At 46.3% G+C, this 24520-nt stretch carries 25 protein-coding genes and 1 pseudogene; 24 read left to right on the forward strand and 2 right to left on the reverse strand.

Annotated elements, in window-relative coordinates; genetic code table 11:
• Positions 1 to 19: 19 nt before the first annotated feature.
• The 11 genes from CDO73_RS02525 (at position 20) to CDO73_RS02570 (ending at position 14102) form a co-directional block, all read left to right on the forward strand.
• Positions 20 to 1252 carry an MFS transporter gene (locus CDO73_RS02525; RefSeq protein ID WP_088486916.1) on the forward strand — a complete coding sequence of 411 codons (1233 nt, stop codon included), beginning with the start codon at positions 20 to 22 and terminating at the stop codon, positions 1250 to 1252.
• A gap of 445 nt (positions 1253 to 1697) precedes the next feature.
• Positions 1698 to 3422 (forward strand): DNRLRE domain-containing protein, encoded by a 1725-nt coding sequence (locus CDO73_RS02530; RefSeq protein ID WP_088486917.1) that lies wholly within the window; start codon positions 1698 to 1700, stop codon positions 3420 to 3422.
• A gap of 76 nt (positions 3423 to 3498) precedes the next feature.
• Positions 3499 to 8577: a polymorphic toxin-type HINT domain-containing protein gene (locus tag CDO73_RS27075; protein ID WP_256972525.1), complete on the forward strand. Its 5079-nt coding sequence runs from the start codon at positions 3499 to 3501 to the stop codon at positions 8575 to 8577.
• 9 nt (positions 8578 to 8586) lie between these two features.
• The gene (locus CDO73_RS02540; protein ID WP_088486919.1) at positions 8587 to 8883 is read left to right on the forward strand and encodes a hypothetical protein; all 297 of its coding nucleotides are present in this window, start codon (positions 8587 to 8589) and stop codon (positions 8881 to 8883) included.
• A gap of 149 nt (positions 8884 to 9032) precedes the next feature.
• Positions 9033 to 10163: a polymorphic toxin-type HINT domain-containing protein gene (locus tag CDO73_RS26940; RefSeq protein WP_088486920.1), complete on the forward strand. Its 1131-nt coding sequence runs from the start codon at positions 9033 to 9035 to the stop codon at positions 10161 to 10163.
• A gap of 17 nt (positions 10164 to 10180) precedes the next feature.
• Positions 10181 to 10504, forward strand: a complete 324-nt coding sequence (locus CDO73_RS02550) for a hypothetical protein (RefSeq protein ID WP_088486921.1) — start codon at positions 10181 to 10183, stop codon at positions 10502 to 10504.
• A 1164-nt stretch (positions 10505 to 11668) separates the two neighbouring features.
• Positions 11669 to 11905 (forward strand): hypothetical protein, encoded by a 237-nt coding sequence (locus CDO73_RS02555; protein WP_088486922.1) that lies wholly within the window; start codon positions 11669 to 11671, stop codon positions 11903 to 11905.
• An 87-nt stretch (positions 11906 to 11992) separates the two neighbouring features.
• Entirely contained in the window at positions 11993 to 12142 is a 150-nt protein-coding gene (locus tag CDO73_RS26655) for a hypothetical protein (RefSeq protein WP_179218494.1), read from the forward strand.
• A 39-nt stretch (positions 12143 to 12181) separates the two neighbouring features.
• Positions 12182 to 13417, forward strand: coding sequence for an RHS repeat-associated core domain-containing protein (locus CDO73_RS02560; protein WP_088486923.1), 1236 nt, complete (start codon positions 12182 to 12184; stop codon positions 13415 to 13417).
• A 54-nt stretch (positions 13418 to 13471) separates the two neighbouring features.
• Positions 13472 to 13711, forward strand: a complete 240-nt coding sequence (locus CDO73_RS02565; RefSeq protein WP_088486924.1) for a polymorphic toxin type 8 domain-containing protein — start codon at positions 13472 to 13474, stop codon at positions 13709 to 13711.
• Between the two features lie 16 nt (positions 13712 to 13727).
• Positions 13728 to 14102, forward strand: a complete 375-nt coding sequence (locus CDO73_RS02570) for a DUF2750 domain-containing protein (protein ID WP_088486925.1) — start codon at positions 13728 to 13730, stop codon at positions 14100 to 14102.
• Between the two features lie 88 nt (positions 14103 to 14190).
• On the opposite strand, the pseudogene CDO73_RS27400 reads toward CDO73_RS02570, so the two are convergent.
• A pseudogene (locus CDO73_RS27400) lies at positions 14191 to 14295 on the reverse strand (IS5/IS1182 family transposase); the annotation flags it as partial.
• Positions 14296 to 14405: 110 nt separating this feature from the next.
• Between CDO73_RS27400 and CDO73_RS02575 the strand changes: the two are divergent.
• A complete protein-coding gene (locus tag CDO73_RS02575) occupies positions 14406 to 15557 on the forward strand; it encodes an RHS repeat-associated core domain-containing protein (RefSeq protein ID WP_088486926.1) in 1152 nt (383 codons plus the stop codon).
• Between the two features lie 34 nt (positions 15558 to 15591).
• Positions 15592 to 16314 carry a hypothetical protein gene (locus CDO73_RS02580; RefSeq protein ID WP_088486927.1) on the forward strand — a complete coding sequence of 241 codons (723 nt, stop codon included), beginning with the start codon at positions 15592 to 15594 and terminating at the stop codon, positions 16312 to 16314.
• 95 nt (positions 16315 to 16409) lie between these two features.
• On the opposite strand, the gene CDO73_RS27405 is transcribed toward CDO73_RS02580, so the two are convergent.
• Positions 16410 to 16637 carry a BsuBI/PstI family type II restriction endonuclease gene (locus CDO73_RS27405; RefSeq protein WP_088486928.1) on the reverse strand — a complete coding sequence of 76 codons (228 nt, stop codon included), beginning with the start codon at positions 16635 to 16637 and terminating at the stop codon, positions 16410 to 16412.
• A gap of 128 nt (positions 16638 to 16765) precedes the next feature.
• Here CDO73_RS27405 and CDO73_RS02590 point away from each other — a divergent pair, with 128 nt between their 5' ends.
• From CDO73_RS02590 to CDO73_RS02640, 11 genes are all read left to right on the forward strand, one after another.
• Positions 16766 to 17515, forward strand: a complete 750-nt coding sequence (locus CDO73_RS02590; RefSeq protein ID WP_088486929.1) for a P-loop NTPase family protein — start codon at positions 16766 to 16768, stop codon at positions 17513 to 17515.
• Between the two features lie 399 nt (positions 17516 to 17914).
• Entirely contained in the window at positions 17915 to 18226 is a 312-nt protein-coding gene (locus CDO73_RS27410) for an RHS repeat-associated core domain-containing protein (protein WP_088486930.1), read from the forward strand.
• Between the two features lie 14 nt (positions 18227 to 18240).
• Positions 18241 to 19188 (forward strand): polymorphic toxin-type HINT domain-containing protein, encoded by a 948-nt coding sequence (locus CDO73_RS02600; RefSeq protein ID WP_256972526.1) that lies wholly within the window; start codon positions 18241 to 18243, stop codon positions 19186 to 19188.
• 90 nt (positions 19189 to 19278) lie between these two features.
• Positions 19279 to 19665, forward strand: a complete 387-nt coding sequence (locus CDO73_RS02605; protein WP_143536051.1) for a hypothetical protein — start codon at positions 19279 to 19281, stop codon at positions 19663 to 19665.
• 346 nt (positions 19666 to 20011) lie between these two features.
• Complete coding sequence (locus CDO73_RS26385) at positions 20012 to 20386, forward strand: hypothetical protein (RefSeq protein WP_143536052.1); 375 nt, start codon at positions 20012 to 20014, stop codon at positions 20384 to 20386.
• A 285-nt stretch (positions 20387 to 20671) separates the two neighbouring features.
• Positions 20672 to 21268, forward strand: a complete 597-nt coding sequence (locus CDO73_RS02610) for a hypothetical protein (protein ID WP_143536053.1) — start codon at positions 20672 to 20674, stop codon at positions 21266 to 21268.
• A gap of 500 nt (positions 21269 to 21768) precedes the next feature.
• Positions 21769 to 21999, forward strand: a complete 231-nt coding sequence (locus tag CDO73_RS02620; protein ID WP_088486935.1) for a DUF7336 domain-containing protein — start codon at positions 21769 to 21771, stop codon at positions 21997 to 21999.
• A 264-nt stretch (positions 22000 to 22263) separates the two neighbouring features.
• The gene (locus tag CDO73_RS02625; RefSeq protein WP_088486936.1) at positions 22264 to 22962 is read left to right on the forward strand and encodes a HEAT repeat domain-containing protein; all 699 of its coding nucleotides are present in this window, start codon (positions 22264 to 22266) and stop codon (positions 22960 to 22962) included.
• 17 nt (positions 22963 to 22979) lie between these two features.
• Positions 22980 to 23534: a hypothetical protein gene (locus CDO73_RS02630; protein WP_088486937.1), complete on the forward strand. Its 555-nt coding sequence runs from the start codon at positions 22980 to 22982 to the stop codon at positions 23532 to 23534.
• Between the two features lie 32 nt (positions 23535 to 23566).
• Positions 23567 to 23908, forward strand: a complete 342-nt coding sequence (locus CDO73_RS02635; protein ID WP_088486938.1) for a hypothetical protein — start codon at positions 23567 to 23569, stop codon at positions 23906 to 23908.
• A gap of 83 nt (positions 23909 to 23991) precedes the next feature.
• Complete coding sequence (locus CDO73_RS02640; protein WP_088486939.1) at positions 23992 to 24321, forward strand: hypothetical protein; 330 nt, start codon at positions 23992 to 23994, stop codon at positions 24319 to 24321.
• Positions 24322 to 24520 lie beyond the last annotated feature (199 nt).

The following is a 24520-nucleotide window of genomic DNA, read 5'->3' on the forward strand; positions in this document are numbered from 1 at the left end:
AAACGAGAGGAAGAAAAATATGGCGACTTGGTTTTTGATCGTAATTTATTTGGCTTTTATCAGTTTGGGGCTGCCCGACTCGCTGCTCGGATCGGCTTGGCCGGTCATGCGTCCGGAGCTCGGCGCGCCGCTGGAATCGGCCGGGATGCTGGCGATGATCGTCGCCGCCGGCACGATCGTGTCGAGCCTCGCAAGCGGCCGGCTGATCGCGAAGATCGGCACGGGCCAGATCACGATGATCAGCTGCTTCATGACGGCGGCCGCGCTGCTCGGTTTCTCGTTCGCGCCGTCGGTGCTGTGGCTCGCGCTGCTGGCGATTCCGCTGGGGTTGGGCGCGGGAGCGGTCGATTCGGCGCTGAACCACTATGTCGCGACCCATTACGAAGCGCATCATATGAGCTGGCTGCACTGCTTCTGGGGCGTCGGCGCGACCGGCGGGCCGCTGCTGATGTCGTATTTTATCAAAGAACATGACTCGTGGAGAGCCGGATATACCGCCGTGGCGATCGTGCAGTTCAGCCTCGTGATCATTTTGCTGGCGACGCTGCCCTTATGGAAAAAGGTAGCCGCGATCCGCAGCGCCAAGCCGGCGATCGAGCAGACCGCCGATCCGGCCGGACCTGCGCCGGAGCCTTCGTCCCACGCGGCCGCACGCGATGATCAACCCGCCAAACGTCCGCTGCGCCTGCCGGGCGTCCGTATGACGCTGCTGGCGTTCTTGTTCTACTGTGGCGTCGAAACGACGGTCGGACTATGGGGCGCCAGTTATCTTGTCGGTTCGCGCGGCGTAGCGGCGGAGACGGCCGCTTGGTGGATCTCGCTCTACTACGGAGGCATCACCGTCGGCCGCTTGATCACCGGATTTATCACGCTCAAAGTCAGCAATCGCGTGCTGATTCTGGCCGGTCAGTTCATCTCCGCCGCCGGGGCGCTGCTGTTGATGCTTCCGCTGCCCGACGCGACCGTACTGGTCGGGTTCGTCTTGATCGGTCTCGGCTTTGCGCCGGTCTATCCGGGGCTGATCCACGAGACGCCGATCCGCTTCGGCGGAGCCAACTCGGCCAAGCTGATCGGCTACCAGATGGCCGTAGCGTACACCGGCACGACTTTCCTGCCGCCGCTGTTCGGCGTGCTGGCTTCGTGGGCCGGCATCGGATTGTTCCCGATCGTCACGCTGCTGCTCGTCGTGTTCATGCTGCTGAGTTCCGAACAGGTGAACCGGGCGTTGAACCGTTCGCGCGGAACGTACTGAACGGAGGTACCCGGCAGACGGAAAAAAGAATCGGAGAACGAGGTAAGTCATTGAGCCTGATTCGCTAGACGCGGAAAACGTCTGTCGAATCGGGCCTTTTTTGATGTCGATTTTTGGCGGATTTCATGTAAATTTTGGATTTTATATTTTAAAATTTTGCTTGCTCGGTTTATTCAACTCTTGTCATATCTGAACGCAGGGTAAAGTTGGCAAAAAAAGAAATGTCAATCATTCATGGTGCATTAAATTTTCAGGACTTATTTCCTGTTTGGGGTGGAAAAAAGCGGTTTAAATACCTCTTGCTTCAACGCGAGGACCTTTCGGATCAAAGACTATCGATGCAGATTCGAGAGAGTTTGCAATCGGCGGACAGTCTTAAGGTCAGTTGCCGTACGGTTCTTTCGGTTGTTTGCCATCTTATTCAGAAACAGGAGGAACAATGCACATGCACGAAAAACGAAAATGGCTTCTTTCTACGCTGCTCCTCTCCTCGCTCGGGGTGCAGAGCTTGGCCCCGCCGGTCTCGGCCGAAGCGGAAGCGCCGCAAGCTCCGGACGAACAGAAGGTTCAGAATCAAGCCTCGGATGCGGCCTTCGTCGAAGCGCCGGCGGAAGTGGTCAGCGAAGTCGCCGAGAACCGTACGCTGTACAGCAAAGAGTATCTGCTCAGCGACGACAGTCGGGAAACGGTTTTGTCGGCCGCTCCGCTCCATTATCGAGATGCGAGCGGCAGTTATCAGGACATCCGCTTGTCGTTGACGCTTCAGGCGGATCTGCCTGCGGAGAACGAATCGCAAGCCGCGCCTTCGAAAGACGAAAGCCACAAACCAGAGACCCCTGCGGAAGAGCCGCTGCCGTCTTCCGAGACCGGAAACCCAAGTTTGCAAGCCTCCGCTTTGTCGGAAACTCCATCGCCGGAGGCTCAGACGGACGAAGAAGAGTCGCCTGCCGATCCGGCAGCGGACAAGACCGATTCTGATCCGACCTCATCCGACGAAGCTTCCGCTTCTGAGACCCCGGATCTCGTCTCCGAACAGCCTGCCGCACCGGCTTCGGAATCCGGCTCTGCTTATACCTCGTCTACCGTTCCTTACACGCCGAACCTACATAATGCCTATACAGAAGGATTTTCCCTCGGCGCAAACGGCAATTCCCTTACCTTGATCCCGATCGGCGCGCAGGATGCTCAAGCTGACGTTTCCGCTGCCGCTCAAGGCGTACTTACTTATTCGAACGTATGGACGTCTACCGCCGCCAAACTCGCGCTGACGCCTTCCGGCATCGAGCAGACGCTGACTCTGACGGACGATTCCGCACCTTCCGAGTTCCGCTTTACCGTACATGGCGATCTCGGCGAAGATCTGACCGGAGGCGGACTGGCCGCGCTTCCCGCTTGGCTGATCGACGCGAGCGGCGAACGTCGCGAAGTATCGCAGAACTTGATCGTCCAAGACGGCGTACGCACGCTGCAGCTTCAAGCGGATACGAGCGGTCTGACTTACCCGGTCGAACTCCGTACCGGTCTTGCGCTCGATAGTCCGGCGCAGCAGGCGGTTACCGCCGACAGCAATCTCCCGGCCGCTTCGGGCACGAGTCTCATGGCCCGCTCCGTCGCTGCCGAACCGCAGCCGCAGGATGAACGCACGTATCTGCAATTCGATCTCTCCGCGCTTCCGGCCGGCACGCCGATCCGCGAAGCTTATCTGACCAGCGGTTCGGCCGATTCGCTCGGCGATCCGGATACGCTGCGCGTGCTGCGCGCCGCCGAACCGTGGACCGAAGCGACGTTAGCGACCGAAGAACCGAGAACGGCGCTGCGCGCCGACGGAGCCAGCTACGGCAAACTGCGTACGGACAGCGAAGGCGTGCAGCGGATCGAACTCGATCCCGATCTGGTCACGCGCTGGCTGACGGCCGAAGAACCGAACTACGGCATGCAGATCGAAGGCGCCGAGCCTTCCGCGCTGAACGAGACGCCGCAGCTCCATATCCGCTATGGAGGCGAGAGCGTCAATACGCTGAGCGCCGCTGGTACGCCGATGCAATTCCAATATGTCTACGATAACCAGAGCCGTCTGCAATATATCCTGTTCTCGACGGGCGAGCGCATCAACTTCACGTACGATACCAGCGGCAATCTGATCAAACGCCAATACGTGCCCGGCCCTTGAGCCGAATACGACAACTCCATACAGATAAAGAAAATCAGATAAAGAAACCAAGATGAGAAACGAGGGGAAATCGTTCGTGAAAAAACCACTGTTCAAGATTCTCAACGCGACGCTCGCCGCCGCGTTGCTGCTGCCGCCCGTCAGCGCCCCGAACCGCGTTTCGGCCGCGCCGTCCGTCTCCGCACCGACTGCCGCAGGCAGCGTCTCGACGCTCGCGGTCAACGGACCTTTTAACGATACGGCTTCGCCGATGTCCTTATACGAGATCGCGGCGAATACGCCTTACAGCGGCGCGACCGAAGGCGAGAATGTTTCCGACGCTAGCGGCACGCTGACCCGGATGGAGACCGACCTCACGCTACCGGGCCGAAACGGTCTGGACTTCACGCTCGGCCGTCTGTATCAGAGCAATACTGCATATATCTGGGAGCCGAAGATCACGCAGACGACGAACGCTTCCGGCCAGACCGTGTACACGAACGACAACGAATATTACACTTACAACGAACGCACGTCGAACCTCGGCGTCGGCTGGAGTTGGGCGTTCCCTTCCGTCGAGCAGCGCGGCAGTCAGCGTTACCTGCATATGGCGGACGGCACGGTCTATCCGATCGCCGCGAACGGGCAAGGGCTTGTCGATTATCCGCTCAAAGACGTCACGTTCGGCCCTTCGACCGGCACGCTGAGCACTAAAGACGCTTCCGGCGCGACCGTCAGCGCGACGATCGCTTATGCGCTAACCGATACACTGGGGACGAAAGCCTTCTTCAACACCGACGGACGCTGGATCGGCACGAAAGACGCGTACGGTAATGTCATTCTGGTGCAGTACGCGCAGACGGCGGTCAACGAGCAGAACGCCTACCCGATGATCAGCCGCGTGATCGACACGCTGAACCGCGAGATCAAGTTTACGTATTCGGCGGGCGACGTGAAGGTCAACTATGATACCGGCAAGACGTTGACTTACGGCAAAAGCCTGATCACCGATACGCAGAAGAAACGCAATCTGGCCGGCGTCACCAACGAGAACGGCGAGACGGTCAGCTATCGCTACGATAAGAAAAACGCCGCTTTCGATGCGGACGGACCGGGCGGCGCGGCTGCCGGAGCGACGACGTATTCCGCGCTGACCGGCGTCGTGTATCCCACCGGAGCCAGCACGGGTTACGACTACGGCAAAACGACGAAGCATTTCGGCGACGCCGGAACCGCGGATTACTACCGGGTGACCCAGCGCTCGGATTCGTTGAAAAAAGACGGGAACAGCGTGCAAAGCGAAAGCGTCGTGACGTACGATTATACGAACGCGACCGACTTCTCCGATCCGGCGCAGACGACTTCCACGGTCAAGCGTACGCTGGTGAACAATCCGAATGATGCCTCGAATGTGCCGCGCGTCGATAAGATCACCGAGAGCACGACGCTCAACGCGGATCATCTGGCGGTAAAAGAGGTACGCGAGAAAGCAGGCGAGTACAAGAAACAGATCGACACCGTCTACGACCCGGATCAGCAGCTCGCCGTGCAGGTCACAGAGACAGATAGCGACTATACGCAGAACCCCGCTCAGACCGGGGCCAAAGTCTCGGCGTACACGTACGACGATTACGGAAACGTACTGACGTATACCAATCCGCTCGGCCATATCTCGGCATACACGTATTCGCCGACCTACCCGGGACTGCTGACTTCGGAGCGCAACACCGTCTCCGGCGTCGTGACCGACGATGTCACCTATACGCCGGACGCGTCGCTGCCGCATATCAAGCAGACGGTGCAGAATTATACTGACGACAGCGGTCAAGCCAGCTTCCTGCAGATGACGTATCAACATGACGCTTACGGCAATATGACGCAGGCGGTGCAGCAGTTGGAAGACGGCAAGACGCAGCAGACGGACATCGCGTATGCGGCGGCTTACAAAAATGCGTATCCGACTTCCATCAAGCAAAAAGTGACGGTAAACGGCACGCCGAAAACGATCGAAGAACGTTACGAATATGATCTGCCGACCGGACGCGTAACAAAGCACTTTGACGGTAACGCGGTCGCCAAAGGCGCGCCGGCCGGATCGGACGAAGCGTACGAATACGACAGCGTCGGCCGGATTACCAAAGTCACTCGTTCGGCGGAAGCCGACGGCACGAGAGCGAGCGCGACTTCCGCGTTCACGTACAGCACGATCAGTCAGAACGGGATTTACTCCACGGTCGACGAAGAAGGCAAAGAAAGCAAACAGTTCTATGACGGCCTCGGCCGCCCGTCTTCCACGCAGCTCAAGCGCAAAGACAACAATAACAACGTCGATTTCTATACCGCGCAGTCCAACCATTACAATGCGCTGGGCGAAATGGATTACACGGTAGACGGCGAAGGGCATAAGACCACTTATGTGTATGACGCCAACGGCGACGTGAAACAAACGATCTCCGCTGCGGGCCGCGTCACCGGCTATGCGTACAACGATATGCTGAACCAGGCGACGACCACGACGGATTACGGCGAGAAAGTCACGTCCCAAACCGATGCAATCGGCCGGGAAACTGGTTCGAAACGCGAAGACGGAGCCGGCAACAGTATCACGTCCACGAATGCTTACGAAGTCGGCGGCAATCCGTTTGCCACCAGCGCCACCGACGGCAAAGGGTTGACGACAGGCTTCACCAATGACGGCCTTCATCGTTTGCAAAATGTCACACAGAGCGCAAGCGGCACTTCGCTCAGCACGAAGTATTCGTACAACAAACTCGGTGCGATGACCGAAAAGCTGTACCCGGATCTGACGAAGATCACGTACGGCTACGACGAACTCGGCCGCAGATTGTCCAAAACGGATTCGGTGTTGGGTAAGGAAACCTACACCTACGATGACAACAGCAACATCACGGGCGGCAAGACGCGCGAAGGCATCAATGTGCTCAATCAGTATGATGCGCAGAACCGATTGACCTCGTGGAGCAGCGGCGACAAGAACGGCAGCTTCACTTATTACAAGAACGGCCTGCGCAAGACGATGGTCGACGAGACCGGCACGACCCAATACTTCTACACGCTGGATAATCAACTGGAACGGATGATCTATCCGGACGGCAAACAGATCTCGTATACCTATTACAAGAACGGACTGCCAAGCAGCATGACCGATCCGTTCGGCCTGACGACGACGTATCTGTATAACGACGACAATCAATTGGTTCAAGTTCGGACCAGCAGCACGACGCAGGCGGAATACGTCTACCGCGACGGCGTGGCTCAATCGGACGCCAACTACTTGAAATCGTCGCAGCTCTATCAGACGAAGCAGGCGAATGGACAGATCACGACGACGTATACGAACGACGGGTTCGGGCGTCTGACGAACCTGCTTCAATCGGCTGTCGGCTTGACCCGGTCGTACACGTACGGCTACGATAACAATGACAATATTATCAGCCGCGGCGACGGCACGACGAACAGCACGTTTACGTACGACGAACTGGATCGGATCATCACCAGCTCCGAAGGTTCCGAGACGTACACGTACGACGGCAAAGGCAACCGCTTGACGCTGCAATCCAGCATCCAGATGCCGCATAAAGACAACGTGGATTACACGTACAACCAGGCCGAGCAGCTGGGCAAAGTCGTACGCAATCAGACGTCGGTAAGCTACAAGTACAACGGCGACGGTCTGATGACCGAGCGCAGCGTGACGAAGAACGGACAAGCGACGACGACACGTTATTACTACGACGGCATGAACATCATCGCCGAAGGGTCGGTCGCAGCGAACGGGACCGTAACGTTCAAAGCGCGCTATGTACGCGGAGCGCAGCTCATTTACCGTGAAGATGCCAACAACCAGAAAGCGTACTACCTGCACAACGGCCACGGCGACGTCACCGCGCTGCTCAAAGCCGACGGCACGGTGCTGAATCGTTACACCTACGATATCTGGGGCAACCCGCTGACATCCGATGTGCAGGTGGAGAACCCATTCGGGTACTCGGGCGAATTCTGGGACGGCGATACCGGACTGCAATACCTGAGAAGCCGGTGGTATGATCCGAGCATCGGGCGGTTTATTCAGGAGGATACGTTCGAAGGGTATGTGAACCGGCCGAGCAGTTTGAATCCGTATACGTATGTGGAGAATAACCCGCTGAAGTATCTCGATCCTTACGGCTACGCGCCGCAGTGGCTTCAGAACACCTGGAGCGCGGTTAAAAAAGGAACGAAAGCCGCTGCGGACTTCCTGGTCATCGACGATATCAAGACACTGACCAGTTCGCAGTCTTCGACCATCGACAAGGTTATCGCAGGAGCGAGTCTGATCCCGGCAGGCAAGATCATCAAAGGCGGAAAGTTAGTCGTGAAGCTGGCGAAAGCGGGAGATAAAGCATCCGACGCTTCCAAAGCGACTAAGGCCGTTGCGAAAGCCTGCAACTGCTTCACGGCAGGAACAAAGGTCAAGACCGATCAAGGCGACAAGAACATCGAAGATGTGCAAGTCGGTGATCGAGTGCTGTCGCAAGACGACAACACCGGCGAAGAGGCGTACAAGACGGTCACGGCGACGTTTAACCATGAAACGGACGAGATCTATCGTATTCATGTGGGTGGTCAGGTGATCGAATCCACGTATAACCATCCGTTCTGGGTTGTGGGCAAAGGTTGGGTCTTCGTCAAAGACCTGAAACCGGGCGACCTGCTGGAACAGAGCGACGGGAAGACACTTGAAGTCGGCAGCATCGAGATTCAGCAGCGACAGGCGACTGTTTACAATATGACGGTGGATGGTTTCCATACGTATTTTGTGAGTAGTTTAGGGGTTTGGGTGCATAATGTTGAGTGCGCATTTACTCATGGACAGCTATTTGAAACATCAGTAATGTCGAAAACAGGATTGAACATCAAAGGAATGGCTGAAGTTCATATTGAAGGCAGTACAATAACTTTGAAAGATTTAGCGATTTATCCAGATGGTGTGATTGATAATTCTGCCAAAAATAACATTGGTCCTAGAGAAATCATAGCCTGGAAAAATCAGGTTTCGAATTTGGCTAAAAATCAAGGTTTTTCTAGATTGAGAATAACAGGAAGCAGAGCGGAAAACTCGTCTTCTGCTAATCCCGGAAAAGGTATCGACTTAAATATTGACTTAACAAAATAGGAGGAAAGTATGTTTTCTGAAGAAGAAGTGGAAGAAATAGATGTTTTGAAAGAACTTTGTGAAAATGCCGAATTTGAAGGAGTTCCTATTGTATGTTTTGAGATTCTCTCAGATATTGCACATACCAAAAAAGATTTTTCTCAGTTTTCGTCAGATGATTTATTACTGCTAAAAAAACAGCTTTATGGTTATAAAAAGTTTTGGGGAAAGGCTGATTGGTTCGATAATCGTGTGTTTTTAAATATCTTACCGAAAGTTAGAGATAGCATAAATAAAGAACTTTTAAAGTATAAAGATGATCAATAAAGATTTAGATTAGGCGAATTGTAAAGCGAAACGCAATGACTTCATCTGAAAGTAATCATAACATTCAAAAGTACACTTTTTAAAAATTCTATTGAGAAAACCTACTTTCAATGACCTTTGAAAAGAGGTTTTCTTTTTTATGAGTCTAAATGTTATGGGAAAAAGCACATTATAAAATCAATCATAATGCGTACAGTAATACAACGCAGGCGATTCAAGCAGCTCGAATACAAGACCCAACAGGTAGATATCCGACTGCTCTAAGCCGACGGACCGCGTTGAAGCACTACACTCATGATATCTCAGGCAACCCGCTGACGTCGGATGTGCAGGTGGAGAACCCGTTCGGGTATTCGGGCGAATTCTGGGACGGCGATACCGGACTGCAATATCTGAGAAGCCGGTGGTATGATCCGAGCATCGGGCGGTTTATTCAGGAGGATACGTTCGAAGGGTATGTGAATCGGCCGAGCAGTTTAAATCCGTATACGTATGTGGAAAATAATCCATTGAAATATGTGGATCCCAGTGGGGACTTCTTGGATACGATCTATGACCTGCTTTCGACCGGCTACGATATTTATCAGTTGGCAAAAGATCCAACTTGGGAAAACGCAGCCTACGTCGCAGCGGATGTATTGGCTGTTGCGATTCCAGCCGTACCAAGCCCAAGCGCAGCTGTGCGTGCAAGCCGAGCAGCTACGAAAGCCATTGATGAAGGACGCGTGGCTTCGAAAACAACTAAAGCGACCAAAGCGGTAAGTAAAGCATGCAATTGCTTTGCCTCAGGCACGAAAGTGAAAACCGATCAAGGCGAGAAAAATATTGAAGAACTGAAGATCGGCGACAAGGTGTTGGCGAAAGACGAAAACACCGATGAAGTCACCTACAAGCAGGTTACAGCAACCTTTAACCATGATACGGACGAAATCTACAGCATCCATGTCGGCGATCAGGTGATCGAATCGACATATAACCATCCGTTTTGGGTTGTAGGCGAAGGCTGGGTGTTTGTCAAAGATCTGAAGCCAGGCGATTTGCTAGAGCAAAGTGATGGAAAGACTTTAGAAGTCGGAACCATCGAACTCCAGCAGCGCCAGACAACGGTTTACAATATGACGGTTGAAGGGTTCCATACGTACTTTGTGAGCGGGTTGGGGATTTGGGTTCATAATGAAGAATGTAGAGTTATATCTTCTAGATTTGCGGATTCTCCAGTCGCTAATCAAGTTTTAGCGCCAGACAAAACTATTTTGTCTTTTGGAGGAGTTAGAAATTAAAAATAGGAGAATAAGATATGAAAGATTGGAGAAATATTACTATAGAAGGCATTGGAAGTATTGAAAAGGTGGTTGCGGAGTTTAACGTCTGGCCTGATCACAGATTGTCAATTTCGAAGTTTAAAGTTAAAATCCGTGAAAAAAAATCAGGCTCATTTTTTGGTACAGCTAATGTGGCAGTCAAAAGTCAAATTGATGGAGAGCCGGACTGGATTAGTGGTAGCGGAGATACAGTTGCGGAAGCATTGGAAGACACTGTGAGAAATTTTTTGAGTACACTTGATGGATTTTCTGAATTACTAGAAGATGATTTTATCTGGGCTGATCTTTATGATTTTTAAGGGCCATTTGAATAAGAACTTGTTCTAAAAGTTTCTTATTCAACGGAAAACAAAATTTTTAAATCTATATGTAAAACGAAACTTTCGTGCATGGATATCCAAGACCTTAATCTTTTTAAGAGGTGATGGAAGTAGGCTTTTTCATTCAAGTTGGAGCTCCCCGAAGTTTTGAAAACTTAAGTGATGACGGAGACACATTATCAGAAATGAAGTAGCAAGTTTACTCCCAGGCTGGATTGCATTTAGACAAAGCGTGGACGAATCTTGGCAAAGCTAAAGAAGAGAAGTTGTATTGGTATAAAGATCTAACACTGAAACAATTCCGTGTGTATACTAGCGATAGAGAAAAAACTTGGTTATCAGTTATCTTCAAAGATGTGTCTGTAGAAGCTTTTGATTAAATAATTTTTTATAGAAAGAAATGGCTTCTTAATAAAAACCATTTATTTCTTTTTTGTGAAAAATGAATATAATTAGGGTGAAGAAACCTGACTACAATACCTAAGAAGCCATTGGTTAAGATCCAAGTGTTGGACGATGTTTTAGACCTTTTCGCTAAAGGCAAACGGAGGTAAGAATGGGAAACATAGTTTTTGGGTGAAAGCATTCATAATAGTTTTGAGTGTACTTTCTGGAAAGGGTGATGCTTCTATGAATCAGGATCATGCAACCAATGATCATACAGTGACAAAACAGATTGTTGCACTGATGAAGAACAGATTAGAAAATCAATTTTACTTCTCAAGATCTGACATGCTTGCGATCAATGCATACATGGATAAAAAAATGACAATCCTGACGTAAAAGAAATAAAAAAAGACATTAGTGAGATTTATACAGGACTGGCTTTAGATCATCAAGTCGCTAGACTGAACAAGACTGAAGTACAAAAAAATGTTTATGACTTTTACTTGGAGTCTATCATAAAAGTCGAAGAAAAATTGAAAGATAAATGATTTGATTTTACAAAATTAATCCTATGGTTAAAACTTTTACGGAGTTGCTTGTTTCACTAGAGCAACTCCTTTTTTAGGTTATAAAACTGTTGATGAGATATGAAGTAGTTCATCTAAAAACATCTGAACATAGTTACACAAGTTCAGCCGAGCAAGTTTCTTTAATATGTCCGAAAAGGTGTGCCTTTAGGGATGTCCTAAAAACTGCGTGTCTTACGTCCTTAAATCGTACAACAAACTCGGCGCGATGACCGAAAAGCTGTACCCGGATCTGACGAAGATCACTTACGGCTATGACGAACTCGGCCGCAGATTGTCCAAAACGGATTCGGTGTTGGGTAACGAAGCCTATACTTACGACGACAACAGCAATATCACGGGCGGCAAGACGCGTGAAGGCATCAACGTGCTGAACCAGTACGATTCGCAGAACCGTCTGACCTAGGAATCGAAAATCGCGTATCCCTTCGGGCATGGCGAATCTCGATTCCCGCGCTAAGCGATAGCTTACAAGAACGGCCTGCGCAAGACCATGGTCGACGAGACCGGCACGACTCAGTATTTCTATACGCTGGATAACCAACTGGAACGGATGGTTTATCCGGACGGCAAACAGAACTCGTATACGTACTACAAGAACGGACTGCCCGGAACCGGGAATCGCCTACCCCTATGGGCTTAGCGATTCCCGGTTCTCGCGTTGAGCGAGCTTTTTAACAGCATGACCGATCCGTTCGGCTTAACGACGACTTATCTGTATAATGACGACAATCAATTGGTTCAAGTTCGGACCAGCAGCACGACGCAGGCGGAATACGTTTACCGCGACGGCGTGGCTCAATCGGACGCCAATTACTTGAAATCGTCGCAGCTCTATCAGACGAAGCAGGCGAACGGACAGATCACGATGACGTATACGAACGACGGTTTCGGGCGTCTGACCAATCTGCTTCAATCGGCTGTCGGCTTGACCCGGTCGTACACGTACGGCTACGATAAGAATGACAACCGCCGATCGAAGCGGAACGGTTCAATCCGCTTCGATATCATCAGCCGCGGCGACGGCACGACGAACAGCACGTTTACGTACGACGAACTGGATCGGATTATCACCAGCTCCGAAGGTTCCGAGACGTACACCTACGACGGCAAAGGCAACCGGCTGACGCTGCAATCCAGCATCCAGATGCCGCATAAAGACAACGTGGATTACACGTACAATCAGGCGGAGCAGCTGGGCAAAGTCGTACGCAATCAGACTTCGGTGAGCTACAAGTACAACGGCGACGGCCTGATGACCGAGCGCAGCGTGACGAAGAACGGACAAGCGACGACGACGCGTTATTATTACGACGGCATGAACATCATCGCCGAAGGGTCGGTCGCGGCGAACGGGACCGTGACGTTCAAAGCTCGCTACGTGCGCGGAGCGCAGCTGATTTACCGCGAAGACGCCAACAACCAGAAAGCGTACTACCTGCACAACGGTCACGGCGACGTTACGGCGCTGCTCAAAGCTGACGGTACGGTACTGAACCGCTACACCTACGATATCTGGGGCAACCCGCTGACGTCGGATGTGCAGGTGGAGAACCCGTTCGGGTATTCGGGCGAATTCTGGGACGGCGATACGGGACTGCAATACCTGAGAAGCCGATGGTATGATCCGAGTATCGGGCGGTTTATTCAGGAGGATACATTCGAAGGGTATGTGAACCGGCCGAGCAGTTTGAATCCGTATACGTATGTGGAGAATAATCCATTAACCTACATTGATCCAAGTGGTGAATTTTTAGATACTTTATATGATATTGCATCTGCTGTATATGATACTTACGAGTTCATTAAGGACCCTTCTAAAGAAAATGCGGGGTATTTAGCAGTAGATGTAGTGTCAGCTCTTGTTCCAGGAGTCCCAAGTGCAAGTGGAGCTTTACGAGCAACTAAGGCTGCATAAAAGAAAGCAACTAAATCGTCGAAGAGTACAGGCAGAAGCGGTAAACAGACAAGATTGAAGGACATAGCAAAGGATGATAAAGTTTCATCAGCTTTAAAGGGAGAGATCAAGCGTGATATAAATCAAATAAAAAGAAAAAAACGATCAACTGTTCGAGTTCCTCAAGGCCATGTATTAGCTCATAGAAGAGGAAAAGAGGCTCGAAAAGGAAATGGTTATGCTGACAGTGATTTGCAAGTGGTAAAAAGTCATAAAACTCAACATAAATATGATAATAACGGAAAAAAAAGATGAGGAGTGAAACACTTATATGGATACACGTGAGTTGGAGGCAATGGTAAGCCGACCAGCTGATGTAAGATATAAGTACTTCGTCAAGAGAGTCGTAGATGAAGAAATTGTCTGGGGACTTTTTGAAGACGGTTGGATGACTACACAAGATGAAAAAGGAAATCGATTAGTTCCTTTTTGGCCTAAAAAAGAATTTGCTAAACACTGTGCAATTAATGATTGGCAAAATGGAACACCTAAGTCTATAGATTTATATGAATTTATAGAAACTTTTTTGCCGGACATGTACCAAAAAGGGTATAAAGCTTCTATTTTTTATAATAATGAAGATTCGATTGTAATAAAAATGGAACGTTTGTTGGCAGATTTAGAAACAGAATTAGAGAAATACTAGTTGCAAAACGAGTTGTCTAAGTTGCGTTATGTATCAGACAACTCTTTTTGTTGTTTACAAACTCAGATTCTAGGGCGTGTACGCAAACTTATTTAAGCCAGAGTCGAATTGAAATTAAAGCTAAAAAAAACTTGAACATGCTCGCTGTCTTGTCGTAACGAGTCGCTAGGCGTCGGCAGTTTTTCATCTTATGACGAATTGTCAATTCAAATGCAACGATCTACTTAAAGGCATCTGTATAAGTTGAAGATGCTGTTCAAAGAATTCTCCGAAAGAAACCTCTTTTTCAATAATTATTGAAAAGTGAGGTTTTCTTTTTTTGTAACTCTTTACTATTATAACAGGGAGAACATCATCGCCGAAGGTACGGTAGCGGCGGATGGCAGCGTCACATTCAAAGCGCGCTATGTGCGTGGTGCGCAGCTTATCTACCGTGAAGACGCCAACCGCCGGTCGAAGCGGAACGCTTCAATCCGCTTCGACAACCAGAAAGCGTACTATCTGCACAACGGCCACGGCGACGTCACCGCACTGCTCAAAGCCGACGGTACAGTGCTGAACCGCTACACCTACGATATCTGGGGCAACCCGCTGACGTCGGATGTGCAGGTGGAGAACCCGTTCGGGTACTCGGGCGAGTTCTGGGACGGCGACACCGGACTGCAATATCTGAGAAGCCGTTGGTATGATCCGAGTATCGGGCGGTTTATTCAGGAGGATACGTTCGAAGGCTACGTGAATCGGCCGAGCAGTTTGAATCCGTATACGTATGTGGAGAATAATCCGCTGAAGTACGTGGATCCTAACGGTTACGCTGGTCAATATGTACTTGGAGACAAAGAGTATGGAAATTATGCTCATACAGCTCTTCAAAAGATATTCAAATCTGTAAACCTTTTCGTTAATCCTAACATTGCTTTTACGGAACAATCTGTAACGTATGACAACGGGGGAAAAGGTAGACTAGATTTTGCTTTACACAAAGGAAACGATCAATATGAAATTTATGAGTTAAAAACGGTCAAATGGCAAACTGGAGATCTTCATCAACAGGGAGTTCAGCAGTTAGAAGGATATGTTGATGCCATTAACACTAATGGATTTCGTGGTGAGGCTGATGCGTCTGCGCGAAAAGGAACTAGCTGGAATCCTGACTATTTCACTATACCGGATCCCTATGATAACGATTTACTTATAAGATACTATACGCATGCTAATGATCCCGGAATGATTTATTATGGGAATGTACAGAGAAAACCTAAAAAGGGACCAGTTGTAGTTCCTACTACTGAGGAACAACCCTCTACATTTTGGGAAAAGTTTTTGGACACATTTAAATATCGGGAACTGCCCGGTCCAGATGGACTACCTCCAATAGGAGATTTAAAAAAGCAGCAAGAAGGAGGATGGTTCCCAATCCCAGTCCCCAGCTTCAGAGGGTTTAGGTTTAGTTAAAACGCAAAATAAACTGTAGATTAGGGAGGAAACTATGAAGTTAAGTCAAGCAATTAAAACCAAATTCGTTCCTGAAATTGAGCGAATGGGGTTCGAGTACATGGGGCAGGAGGGCGAATTTATTTTTGAACGCAAAATTGATTATGTAAAAGAAAGAATAACAATCGATAAAAGCGATTGGAATTCAAACTGTCTTCGTATCGAATTTATTACTAAGGGAGCCTCAATCAATGGTAATTCATTGATTGGAAGAAAGTCTGAAGAATGGTTTCAGTATGAGAACAAGGAAGATGTCCCAAACCTGATCGAAAAGTTTGTGGAAATCGCACGGAATCATGGATTGAAATGGTTTGAAGAAAATCGTCCGCATGAAGTGCCCTTAGAGAAAAATATTTTAGAAACAAAATTCACTTCAATTATTGAACCGTTTATTCAAAAGCACAAAATCGATCTTGACTGTACAGATTCCCTGCAATTTCTTCATCAACAGTTAGTTGAGAAAAAAATTCATAATAACGATTTCATAGCTGTTGTGTATGTAGTGGGAGAAATAATTATTCGTAAGTTAGGAGGGATGTGGGACTATAACGAGTTGAACGAGCCATTAGTTAGAAACCTAGGCGGAAAATCAGGTTTTGAGAAAAATATTCATAAACTTATTAAACGGTATGAAAAAGAATTTTATGGTTTTACATTAATGGAAACTTTTGATACATGGGCTTCCACAGTAGAGAATATCCGAAAAAATAAAGCGTGAACCCATTCAGAACGGAGAGTAGCACTCAGATTGAAAATTTATTGAATAAATAACTCAAAAGAACCAGAAACCTGATCAGGTTTCTAGTTCTTTTTTTATCTTAGTCCTAAAAATCTGTCGCCATTCAAATACATCAAATGTTTGGGTTGGTTTCTGAACCAAACTTCGGTTTCCCAAGCAAGGTCATCCGAATATTTTTTAAATTTTGCTATGTCAGGGAAAGCAGTCACGAATACGAGACCAGCTGTACATTTTTCAAACATTTTTTCCAACTCGTATTTGCGCTTATTGGAAATAGGGCCATGCGAAATCACCTTTACCATTACCAGTTCCGCGCCCACGTATCTCGTTTTTCATTCCATAAAATTTTTATTGAGGTATCAAAATGAATGACTGAATTATTATATCCCACGCAACCGTGGGATATAATAATTTTAAAAGGAGCGAGAAAATGAGAACATTAAGCCAACACTTGAAACTTATCATAACCCCTTTTTTAAATAACAAAGGGTTTAAAATTCAAAAAAAAGAAACTTCCACCATATGGACATACGTTAAAGTTCACGAAAAAAGAGATCAAATTATACAAATTTCTCAGAGCAATTACGACAAGAATTCAATTAGGTTTTATGCTTATGTAGAAGGATTAAATGAAGAAAAAATGGGGGGTAAGTTTATATATTACAAAAATGAAGAAGAGCTTGAGAACATTTTGAAAAATTTTATTTCAATTTTTGAAACCAATGTGTTTCCTTATCTTGATCAAAAGTCCAATGAGATCGTTTATGGGCCTTCTCTAAAACTTGCTAAGAAACTTTTAGTTTCGTACAAAAACATAGCTCAAGAGTTTATAAATATGTACAATCTAAATCTAGACAACGGTGAAGAAATAATAGATTTTTTGCAGGACTTTCTTTATATTAAGAAAAAACAAAGTGAGCTTCCGACAGAAGCAAATATGGAGTCTGTTTGTGCAACATTAATGAGCCTTTTGGAGTACTACTATGAATTTGAACTGACTTTAGATGAATATACAAAAAGTCCTTTTCTTAAAAAAATAGGAGATAATGAAGAAGTTTTCTTATTCCCGCTGAATTTAGTTTATACTTACTGGAATAAAATGGATAATAATGAGGATTTATTAATGAATGTTTGGAATGATATTAATCAAAGAAGTGGAATAAAACGAATAGATGAGTAGAGTGACGGATTGTAAAATGAAGTATAACATCTTGAATGGAATAAAAAAGTTCTCATTTTAAAATTGTTGCAGATTCAAGCGAAAAATCAAAGCTGGATATTTATTTGAGATCAGAGTATGGACAAATGGGTTTTGACTTGTTTGCAAAAAAATTATTTAAGATAGCAGCTTTAGGAGTAGAAGTGACCTTCCGTATTTTGTCATTTGGTTTGGTTGAAGAATAAAATATTAAAAATTAAGTACCATAATAAAACTTATTCCTCTTTACAATTGCAAAGGGAAGCGCAACGATTTCATCTAAAAGCAATCATAAAATTCAAAAGTATTTTTTAAAATCCTCTTAAGAAAACCGTCTTTTCAGTGAAGCTTAAAAAGAGGTTTTCTTTTTTATGAGTCTAAATGTTATGGGAAAAAGCACATTATAAAATCAATCATAATGCGTACAGTAATACAACGCAGGCGATTCAAGCAGCTCGAATACAAGACCCAACAGGTAGATATCCGACTGCTCTAAGCCGACGGACCGCGTTGAAGCACTACACTCATGATATCTCAGGCAACCCGCTGACGTCGGATGTGCAGGTGGAGAACCCGTTCGGGTATTCGGGCGAATTCTGGGACGGCGATACCGGGCTGCAATACCTGAGAAGCCGGTGGTATGATCCGAGTATCGGGCGGTTTATTCAGAGGATACGTTCGAAGGGTATGTGAACCGGCCAAGCAGCTTGAATCCGTATACGTATGTCGAGAATGATCCGCTGAAGTATCTCGATCCTTACGGCTACGCGCCGCAGTGGCTTCAGAACACCTGGAGCGCGGTTAAAAAAGGAACGAAAGCCGCTGCGGACTTCCTGGTCATCGACGATATCAAGACACTGACCAGTTCGCAGTCTTCGACCATCGACAAGGTTATCGCGGGAGCGAGTTTAATCCCGGCAGGCAAGATCATCAAGGGTGGAAAGTTGGTCGTGAAGCTGGCGAAAGCGGGAGATAAAGCATCCGACGCTTCCAAAGCGACTAAGGCCGTTACGAAAGCCTGCAACTGCTTCACGGCAGGAACAAAGGTCAAGACCGATCAAGGCGACAAGAACATCGAAGACGTGCAGATCGGTGATCGAGTACTGTCGCAAGACGACAACACCGGCGAAGAAGCGTACAAAACGGTTACGGCGACGTTCAACCACGAAACGGACGAGATCTATCGTATTCATGTTGGCGGTCAGGTGATCGAATCTACGTATAACCATCCGTTCTGGGTTGTGGGCAAAGGTTGGGTCTTCGTCAAAGACCTGAAACCGGGCGATCTGCTGGAACAGAGCGACGGGAAGATACTTGAAGTCGGCAGTATCGAGATTCAGCAGCGTCAGGCGACTGTTTACAATATGACGGTGGATGGTTTCCATACGTATTTTGTAAGTAGTTTAGGGATTTGGGTTCATAACTCAGAATGTGAATTATATCTTAATGAAGCCTTACGTAGACAAGGCTTAACTCAAACACCAGACGGGCTTGACGAAAGTTGGTCAAGAAATGGATATGACTATCAAGTAAGAGCACACGAAGTCGATCCTCGATATGATAAAGAAGGAATCATATATAGAGTTGCTCGACGCAAACAAGGTTTAAATGAGAAAAAAACAAGGTCATGGATGGGAATATTTGGATCCTTCTGATCAGTGGCATCATACAAGTACTTTAAAGCGCAGTAACAGTACTTATAATGAAAAAGCTGCGGCCGACACACACATACAAGTTCCACGTAATTGAGAGGAGGAGCACTAATTCAAGAACAACAAATCAAAGAGGAATTGGATAAGATAAACAATTATCTTAGGAGGAATCCGTTTTTTTATTTGGAAATATCGGATTTTTCGAGATGGGAATTAAACTTGGTAGGTGGAAAGAGTTTAACTTATGCGCATGAATTAAGAATCATATTTAAGGAAGTTTCGTTTGTATCTTTACCTATGGATTGGGAGGTAGATGTTTCAGCTCTTGGGATAGCTTTAGCGGAGGGGAAAGAAGAATGTGAGATTAATTTAAAATATCAAATTGAAATAGGAAATTATATTTTTAAATTATTTCCTAAAGGATATGACGATAAAATAGAATTCATTATTATTGCAAAGGAGGTTTTTGCCTCTTTTTAAAATGTGAATATTTAACTTCAATTAACTTTTACTAGGGATTATAAAGATTGTATGCACAAACCTCAAAAGACCGATAGTAAAGAAATTTGTATATGCATAGTGGACTTAGTACTGTGAAGGCATATAAGAATCTGCTGAGTTAGGCCCCCCAGTCGCCAATCCCTTGGGTACAGCGGTTGGGGGTCCCGCGTTAAGCGACAACAGCTACACGAATACGTCCAACTATCTAGCTCTGTTCACCGCCGGTAGTTAAAAGGATGATGTTTCGTACATTTGTACGACCTGAGCAAGCACACGGAGAAAAAGGTCAGATCATAAAGAATGTATTTTAGTAAGGGGCGAAACATTGCTGCATATTGATAAAGGATGTTTAGTAAGATTGAATAAAGCAGGTTTTATTAGACCGTACTCAGGTGATGGTCCTTCCCCATATGATTTTTACGATTTTAACGGGAATGAGTGGTCTTTAGGGGGTCAATTGACAAAACAAAGTAGTATTTTAGCTCCGCGCGAAGTCTATGAACAAGGAACGTTATTACCAACAATCACAGATTTAATGAATTGGCTAGAAAATGAAGGCTTTATGTTTTCGATTACTTTTAACGGTAATGGTTACAGAGTGATGGCACAAGATAAAGGTGGAACGGAATATAAAGGTAAGGGCGGTACCTTGCCATATGCATTAACCTCAATCGTCGAAAAATTGTTACTAAGTAGATAGCTAGAAGTAGAAGACCTTGTCGGCAAGAGCCTTCAAGGTCTTTCTTTTCCTCTACCCAGTGCCGAATTGATCGGGCAGAACATTCAAAGAGGGGCAACGAAAGTGAAAGGTTTACGGTTGGAAAAGAATAATCAAGTTCCTAATGGTGAAGCTCTAGTCAATCCGCTATGGATGTATGCAATGATTCCGTTTGACAGGTGTTGAGCAGAAGGGAAGCGGGGATACATGGACGCGGAAAGCGTCTGTCGAATCAGGCTTTTTTATTCGGAAAATAAGAGGGTATATATGACTATCCGTATAAGAATTCCAAAAGAAATGGAGACGGAAATGTATTATATCCAAGTCAAAAAGTACTCCCCTCTTACCAAAGGGCAAACTACTAAAAAGAAGATCAGAACTTGGACGTCTATACATGATATCGGGAACTTCTATCATGGTTCTAAACTGACTCAGGAAGAATATCTGCATATCGAAGACAAGTATGTAACAGCCGTTAATTTATATTTGGATTTCAAAGGGATCGATTCTTTGGAAATCAGAGTACCCGATAAAATCGATGAAGAATTATTTGCGAAGTCTGTTCAAAAGTATCCGAAATGCTATGGGGAAGATCTTGCGGAGTTTTATTATTCCCTTTCCGATCATGCTTTTATACAAAGAAATTTTATCGAGTACGCGATCCGGCTTTCGCTTAGAGAAGACATATACTCGCAAATGAGAAGAGATCATCTTTTTTTCGTGGAATGTAATTATGATTTATACATGGATATAGGAAGCGATCAAAAGGATGAGACGATTATAAAAGAAATAGAGAATTTAGGTCTGTACGTCAATGTCATCGATTATGAATATCCGAACAACTTCTGGACAAGATCCGAATAAAGCTTTGCATAAAACGAATAAGGAGAGAAAAATGAGCTCTTTGATCAAATTCATTGAGAACGGTTTCATTGGAGAGATTCATTTAGGCATGAAAAGATGGGAGGTCGAGAACTTATTAGGGAAACCCCAAGATCGATCCGTTTCCAAGAAACCTTCATTTTGAAATATGATTCGATCCAATTATCCTTTGATAGCGACCGTCGAGAAGATCAGCTTCGATCTATACACGTCTATTTTTCTGACAATGTCGAATTTCCCGAGAGTTTAAAGATAAAAGGATGGGTTCCCTATAAAGATATGGAATTCAAGAAGTTTATGCACGAAATTGAAACTTTTAAGGTCCAACTCTTGAGAGACGACAAACATACTTTGGAAAACACTCAGTTAGGTTTTAGATCACAAGCAGGCGTAGTCCTCATTTTTGTAATAGAAGGAGAGATGGCGAGGTTAGATAGTTTTCATTTAAGCGATTTTTAATTCTGAGTACGGAGGAAAGGTTCATGAACTCGGTATTTTTCGTACAGCATTCGTATCAAACAGGAGAAGACGACCTTGAAAAAAACAAAATCATCGGCATTTACTCTTCGCGTCAAAACGCCGAAAAAACGATAGCTCGATTGAGCACAAATGAAGGCTTCCGAGATCATCCTGAAGGTTTTGAAATAGAGGAATATTATTTGGACCGAACGTTATGGGAAGGAGGGTTCTTTACTATAGATTTGGAGGAATGATAAAGTGACCTTTAAAACGAGCATTAGAAAAATTTCGAATAAGTGTGTGAGTGCTTGTGGGTTGCTTTATTATCATTATCTGCATGATGACGATCTTATTTCTTTAGAAGAAGAGTCGGTCGAATTTATTATTGAAAAAGCATACTAAAAACGGGCCTCGGAGATTTCGTTCTCTGAGGCCTGTTTATTTAAAGTAGTAGTTGTTAAAAACTGGACAGCATGAAAAGCTAATTTGCAGAAACACCTACGCATAGGAGCGATGAAATGGGAGAAGACGACGAATCAGAAGCTCTAACTTATTTGACTAAGCTCGAAGAGAATCCCGAAGCGGAAGCGGACTTCGAACTTTTGGAAACGTATGCAAAAAGCGATTCGGAACTTGTCAGATACCAGACAGCGGCTGCGCTCGTTTTTCCTTTTACTCCAAGAGGAGAAGAGATCTTGATCGCTCTGACCAAGGACCGCAAATGGTTGGTCCGTGCGGAAGCCTGCGATGCGTTAAGCTCAAGCAGCTCTGACAGGGTGTTCAAGATTCTAAAATCAAAAGCGCTCAAGGATCCTGCGAAAGTCGTCCGATTATTTTCCGTTCTTTCGCTGCTCGACGTAGCTTTGAGAATAGGCGAAAATCGCCAGACTCTCGAATCTTTTTTTGAAGATGGGCTTGCTCAAGAGACTGCGGAAAACGTGAAGTTATCTTATTATTCTGTACTCTATCAATTAGGGAAGAAAGAATACTTGCCCAGAATCATGAACGCTATGGTCTCCGAACCCTATGAAGTGCGACGCGCGGCTGTAAGCCGTCTTGAAGAATTAGCTAACGAGGAGAACTATAAGCAGATTCTTCAATTCACTACCGAGATCATCGACTTGGAAACCACAAAAATGTGCAGGTCTACGAAGCAGCAGCTTATCGACCGCTGTATAGCTATTCAGACTCGACTGGATAGATCGAATAGAGAGTAGAAGACGGGGGGATAAGCATGCATCACGGGAATCGCTTTATGAGAGAATATCCCGCAATCAAAGATGTATTCGAAAAACTTTACTTCAAACGCCAAGCCGACAAGTGGTATATCGATACATGTAAAAGGCAGTTATCGCTTCCGGAAGATTTATATTCTTTAGAGCATATCGTAGAGATCAAGGCTCAACATCAGGTATCTCCTTCGAATTATTTCTATATTAAGCTTCCAGACGTAAAAGGCGAAGGAGGATTTTGTTTGTCGCAAGAAATCCAACTTATTATTTCCAAAATCGTTCCGGTCTATACCTACGATTTAGTTTATTTAATGAAACACGACTCTTTAAAAAGCGATCTCGATATGTCGGGATCGTCTAGTACGCTAGAAATGATCGAGACCGAAACCAGCATAAGAAGCATCATGGAAAAAGCAGGTTACCTTTTATTGAATCACGAGTATGACTTATACGATACCGTTTACGAATGGAGCGAATTGGAGAGGATTGATCCTGTAAATCGAAGACTTATTCTCAAAGATGCGGCGTTTGTCGATATTTTAGAATTGTGCCCTTGATAAATTCTATAAAACTTAAGGAGTTGATGTGAATGGATATCGAAGAATTGATTCGCAAAATAAGGGGGAGACCCGGAATGTATGTGCAGGATAAGCGATTGGATTATATCACGTATTTCATTTCAGGATTTTACTACCACGGTAGTATGACGGGAACAGCAGAGCCTATCGATATTCATTTTAAAGAACAATTTCACGGCTGGGTAAGAGATTGGATCGCGGATAATCGGGGCCTTACATACCAAGGAGAGAGTGGTTGGTATGAGTATATTACTTTTTCGACTCAAAGCAATGAAGAAGCCTTTGACTTATTTTTCAAGCTAGCTGAAGAGTTCTTCGCAGAGTTTCATCGATTACCTGAGCAGCACGAATAAAACCGTAGAGCCGAACTACTTTCTGTTATCGCTCTCATTTGATGGATAAGAAGATTTGGTACGAGTATGGAAGGAGGCGCGGAATGCTGTTGCTTGAAGCCGAAATCTATTTGCATAAACCATCCGATAGCGCTTCCGCATTAAAAAACGATCTGGAGACGCGTCATATCATCCGGCCGTCCATTAATTTCGGCAATGATCAGTTATTCTCGGGCGATATCTGGGCGCTTCATCAAGAAAAAATGTTTTATCGAGGCGTAAATTATACGGTCCTGATCAAGATGCCTACCATAGAAAGCGAAGCGTTCGAAAGCATCGGTCGATTCGTTCGTCCCGGGAATTCTTTTCGTATACAAACCGGTCTTCGAGTGATCGGAACCGGCACAATTAAGGATTACATATATGAAGAATAACAACGATCGATGACACAACCCATTAATCGCCGGAGAAAGGACAGAAGCCATGCTGAACGCATCAACGACATTCGGAGGTATCGCATTCGTCGTCTTAATAAGTATCGCGAGCGGGTTGCAGGGCTGTTCGGCAGATTCAGAGTCTCCGCGACCTACGCCTTATGCGTATGCGGAGAACGAGATTTATCCCGTCGTGATA

The organism is Saccharibacillus sp. O23, assembly GCF_002205895.1.
In the GTDB taxonomy this organism is placed as follows: Bacteria; Bacillota; Bacilli; order Paenibacillales; family Paenibacillaceae; genus Saccharibacillus.

What these genes read in the sequence shown, in the direction of transcription:
- CDO73_RS27410 (WP_088486930.1), top strand. Translation starts at nt 17,915, where the DNA reads ATGTTATGGGAAAAAGCACATTATAAAATCAATCATAATGCGTACAGT.
- CDO73_RS02570 (WP_088486925.1), top strand. Translation starts at nt 13,728, where the DNA reads ATGGATACACGTGAGTTGGAGGCAATGGTAAGCCGACCAGCTGATGTA.
- CDO73_RS02580 (WP_088486927.1), top strand. Translation starts at nt 15,592, where the DNA reads ATGAAGTTAAGTCAAGCAATTAAAACCAAATTCGTTCCTGAAATTGAG.
- CDO73_RS27405 (WP_088486928.1), bottom strand. Translation starts at nt 16,637, where the DNA reads ATGGTAAAGGTGATTTCGCATGGCCCTATTTCCAATAAGCGCAAATAC.
- CDO73_RS02625 (WP_088486936.1), top strand. Translation starts at nt 22,264, where the DNA reads ATGGGAGAAGACGACGAATCAGAAGCTCTAACTTATTTGACTAAGCTC.
- CDO73_RS02610 (WP_143536053.1), top strand. Translation starts at nt 20,672, where the DNA reads ATGACTATCCGTATAAGAATTCCAAAAGAAATGGAGACGGAAATGTAT.
- CDO73_RS02540 (WP_088486919.1), top strand. Translation starts at nt 8,587, where the DNA reads ATGTTTTCTGAAGAAGAAGTGGAAGAAATAGATGTTTTGAAAGAACTT.
- CDO73_RS02550 (WP_088486921.1), top strand. Translation starts at nt 10,181, where the DNA reads ATGAAAGATTGGAGAAATATTACTATAGAAGGCATTGGAAGTATTGAA.
- CDO73_RS02525 (WP_088486916.1), top strand. Translation starts at nt 20, where the DNA reads ATGGCGACTTGGTTTTTGATCGTAATTTATTTGGCTTTTATCAGTTTG.
- CDO73_RS02590 (WP_088486929.1), top strand. Translation starts at nt 16,766, where the DNA reads ATGAGAACATTAAGCCAACACTTGAAACTTATCATAACCCCTTTTTTA.
- CDO73_RS02620 (WP_088486935.1), top strand. Translation starts at nt 21,769, where the DNA reads ATGAACTCGGTATTTTTCGTACAGCATTCGTATCAAACAGGAGAAGAC.
- CDO73_RS02640 (WP_088486939.1), top strand. Translation starts at nt 23,992, where the DNA reads ATGCTGTTGCTTGAAGCCGAAATCTATTTGCATAAACCATCCGATAGC.
- CDO73_RS26940 (WP_088486920.1), top strand. Translation starts at nt 9,033, where the DNA reads ATGTTATGGGAAAAAGCACATTATAAAATCAATCATAATGCGTACAGT.
- CDO73_RS02560 (WP_088486923.1), top strand. Translation starts at nt 12,182, where the DNA reads ATGACCGATCCGTTCGGCTTAACGACGACTTATCTGTATAATGACGAC.
- CDO73_RS02635 (WP_088486938.1), top strand. Translation starts at nt 23,567, where the DNA reads ATGGATATCGAAGAATTGATTCGCAAAATAAGGGGGAGACCCGGAATG.
- CDO73_RS02530 (WP_088486917.1), top strand. Translation starts at nt 1,698, where the DNA reads ATGCACGAAAAACGAAAATGGCTTCTTTCTACGCTGCTCCTCTCCTCG.
- CDO73_RS02630 (WP_088486937.1), top strand. Translation starts at nt 22,980, where the DNA reads ATGCATCACGGGAATCGCTTTATGAGAGAATATCCCGCAATCAAAGAT.
- CDO73_RS26655 (WP_179218494.1), top strand. Translation starts at nt 11,993, where the DNA reads ATGGTCGACGAGACCGGCACGACTCAGTATTTCTATACGCTGGATAAC.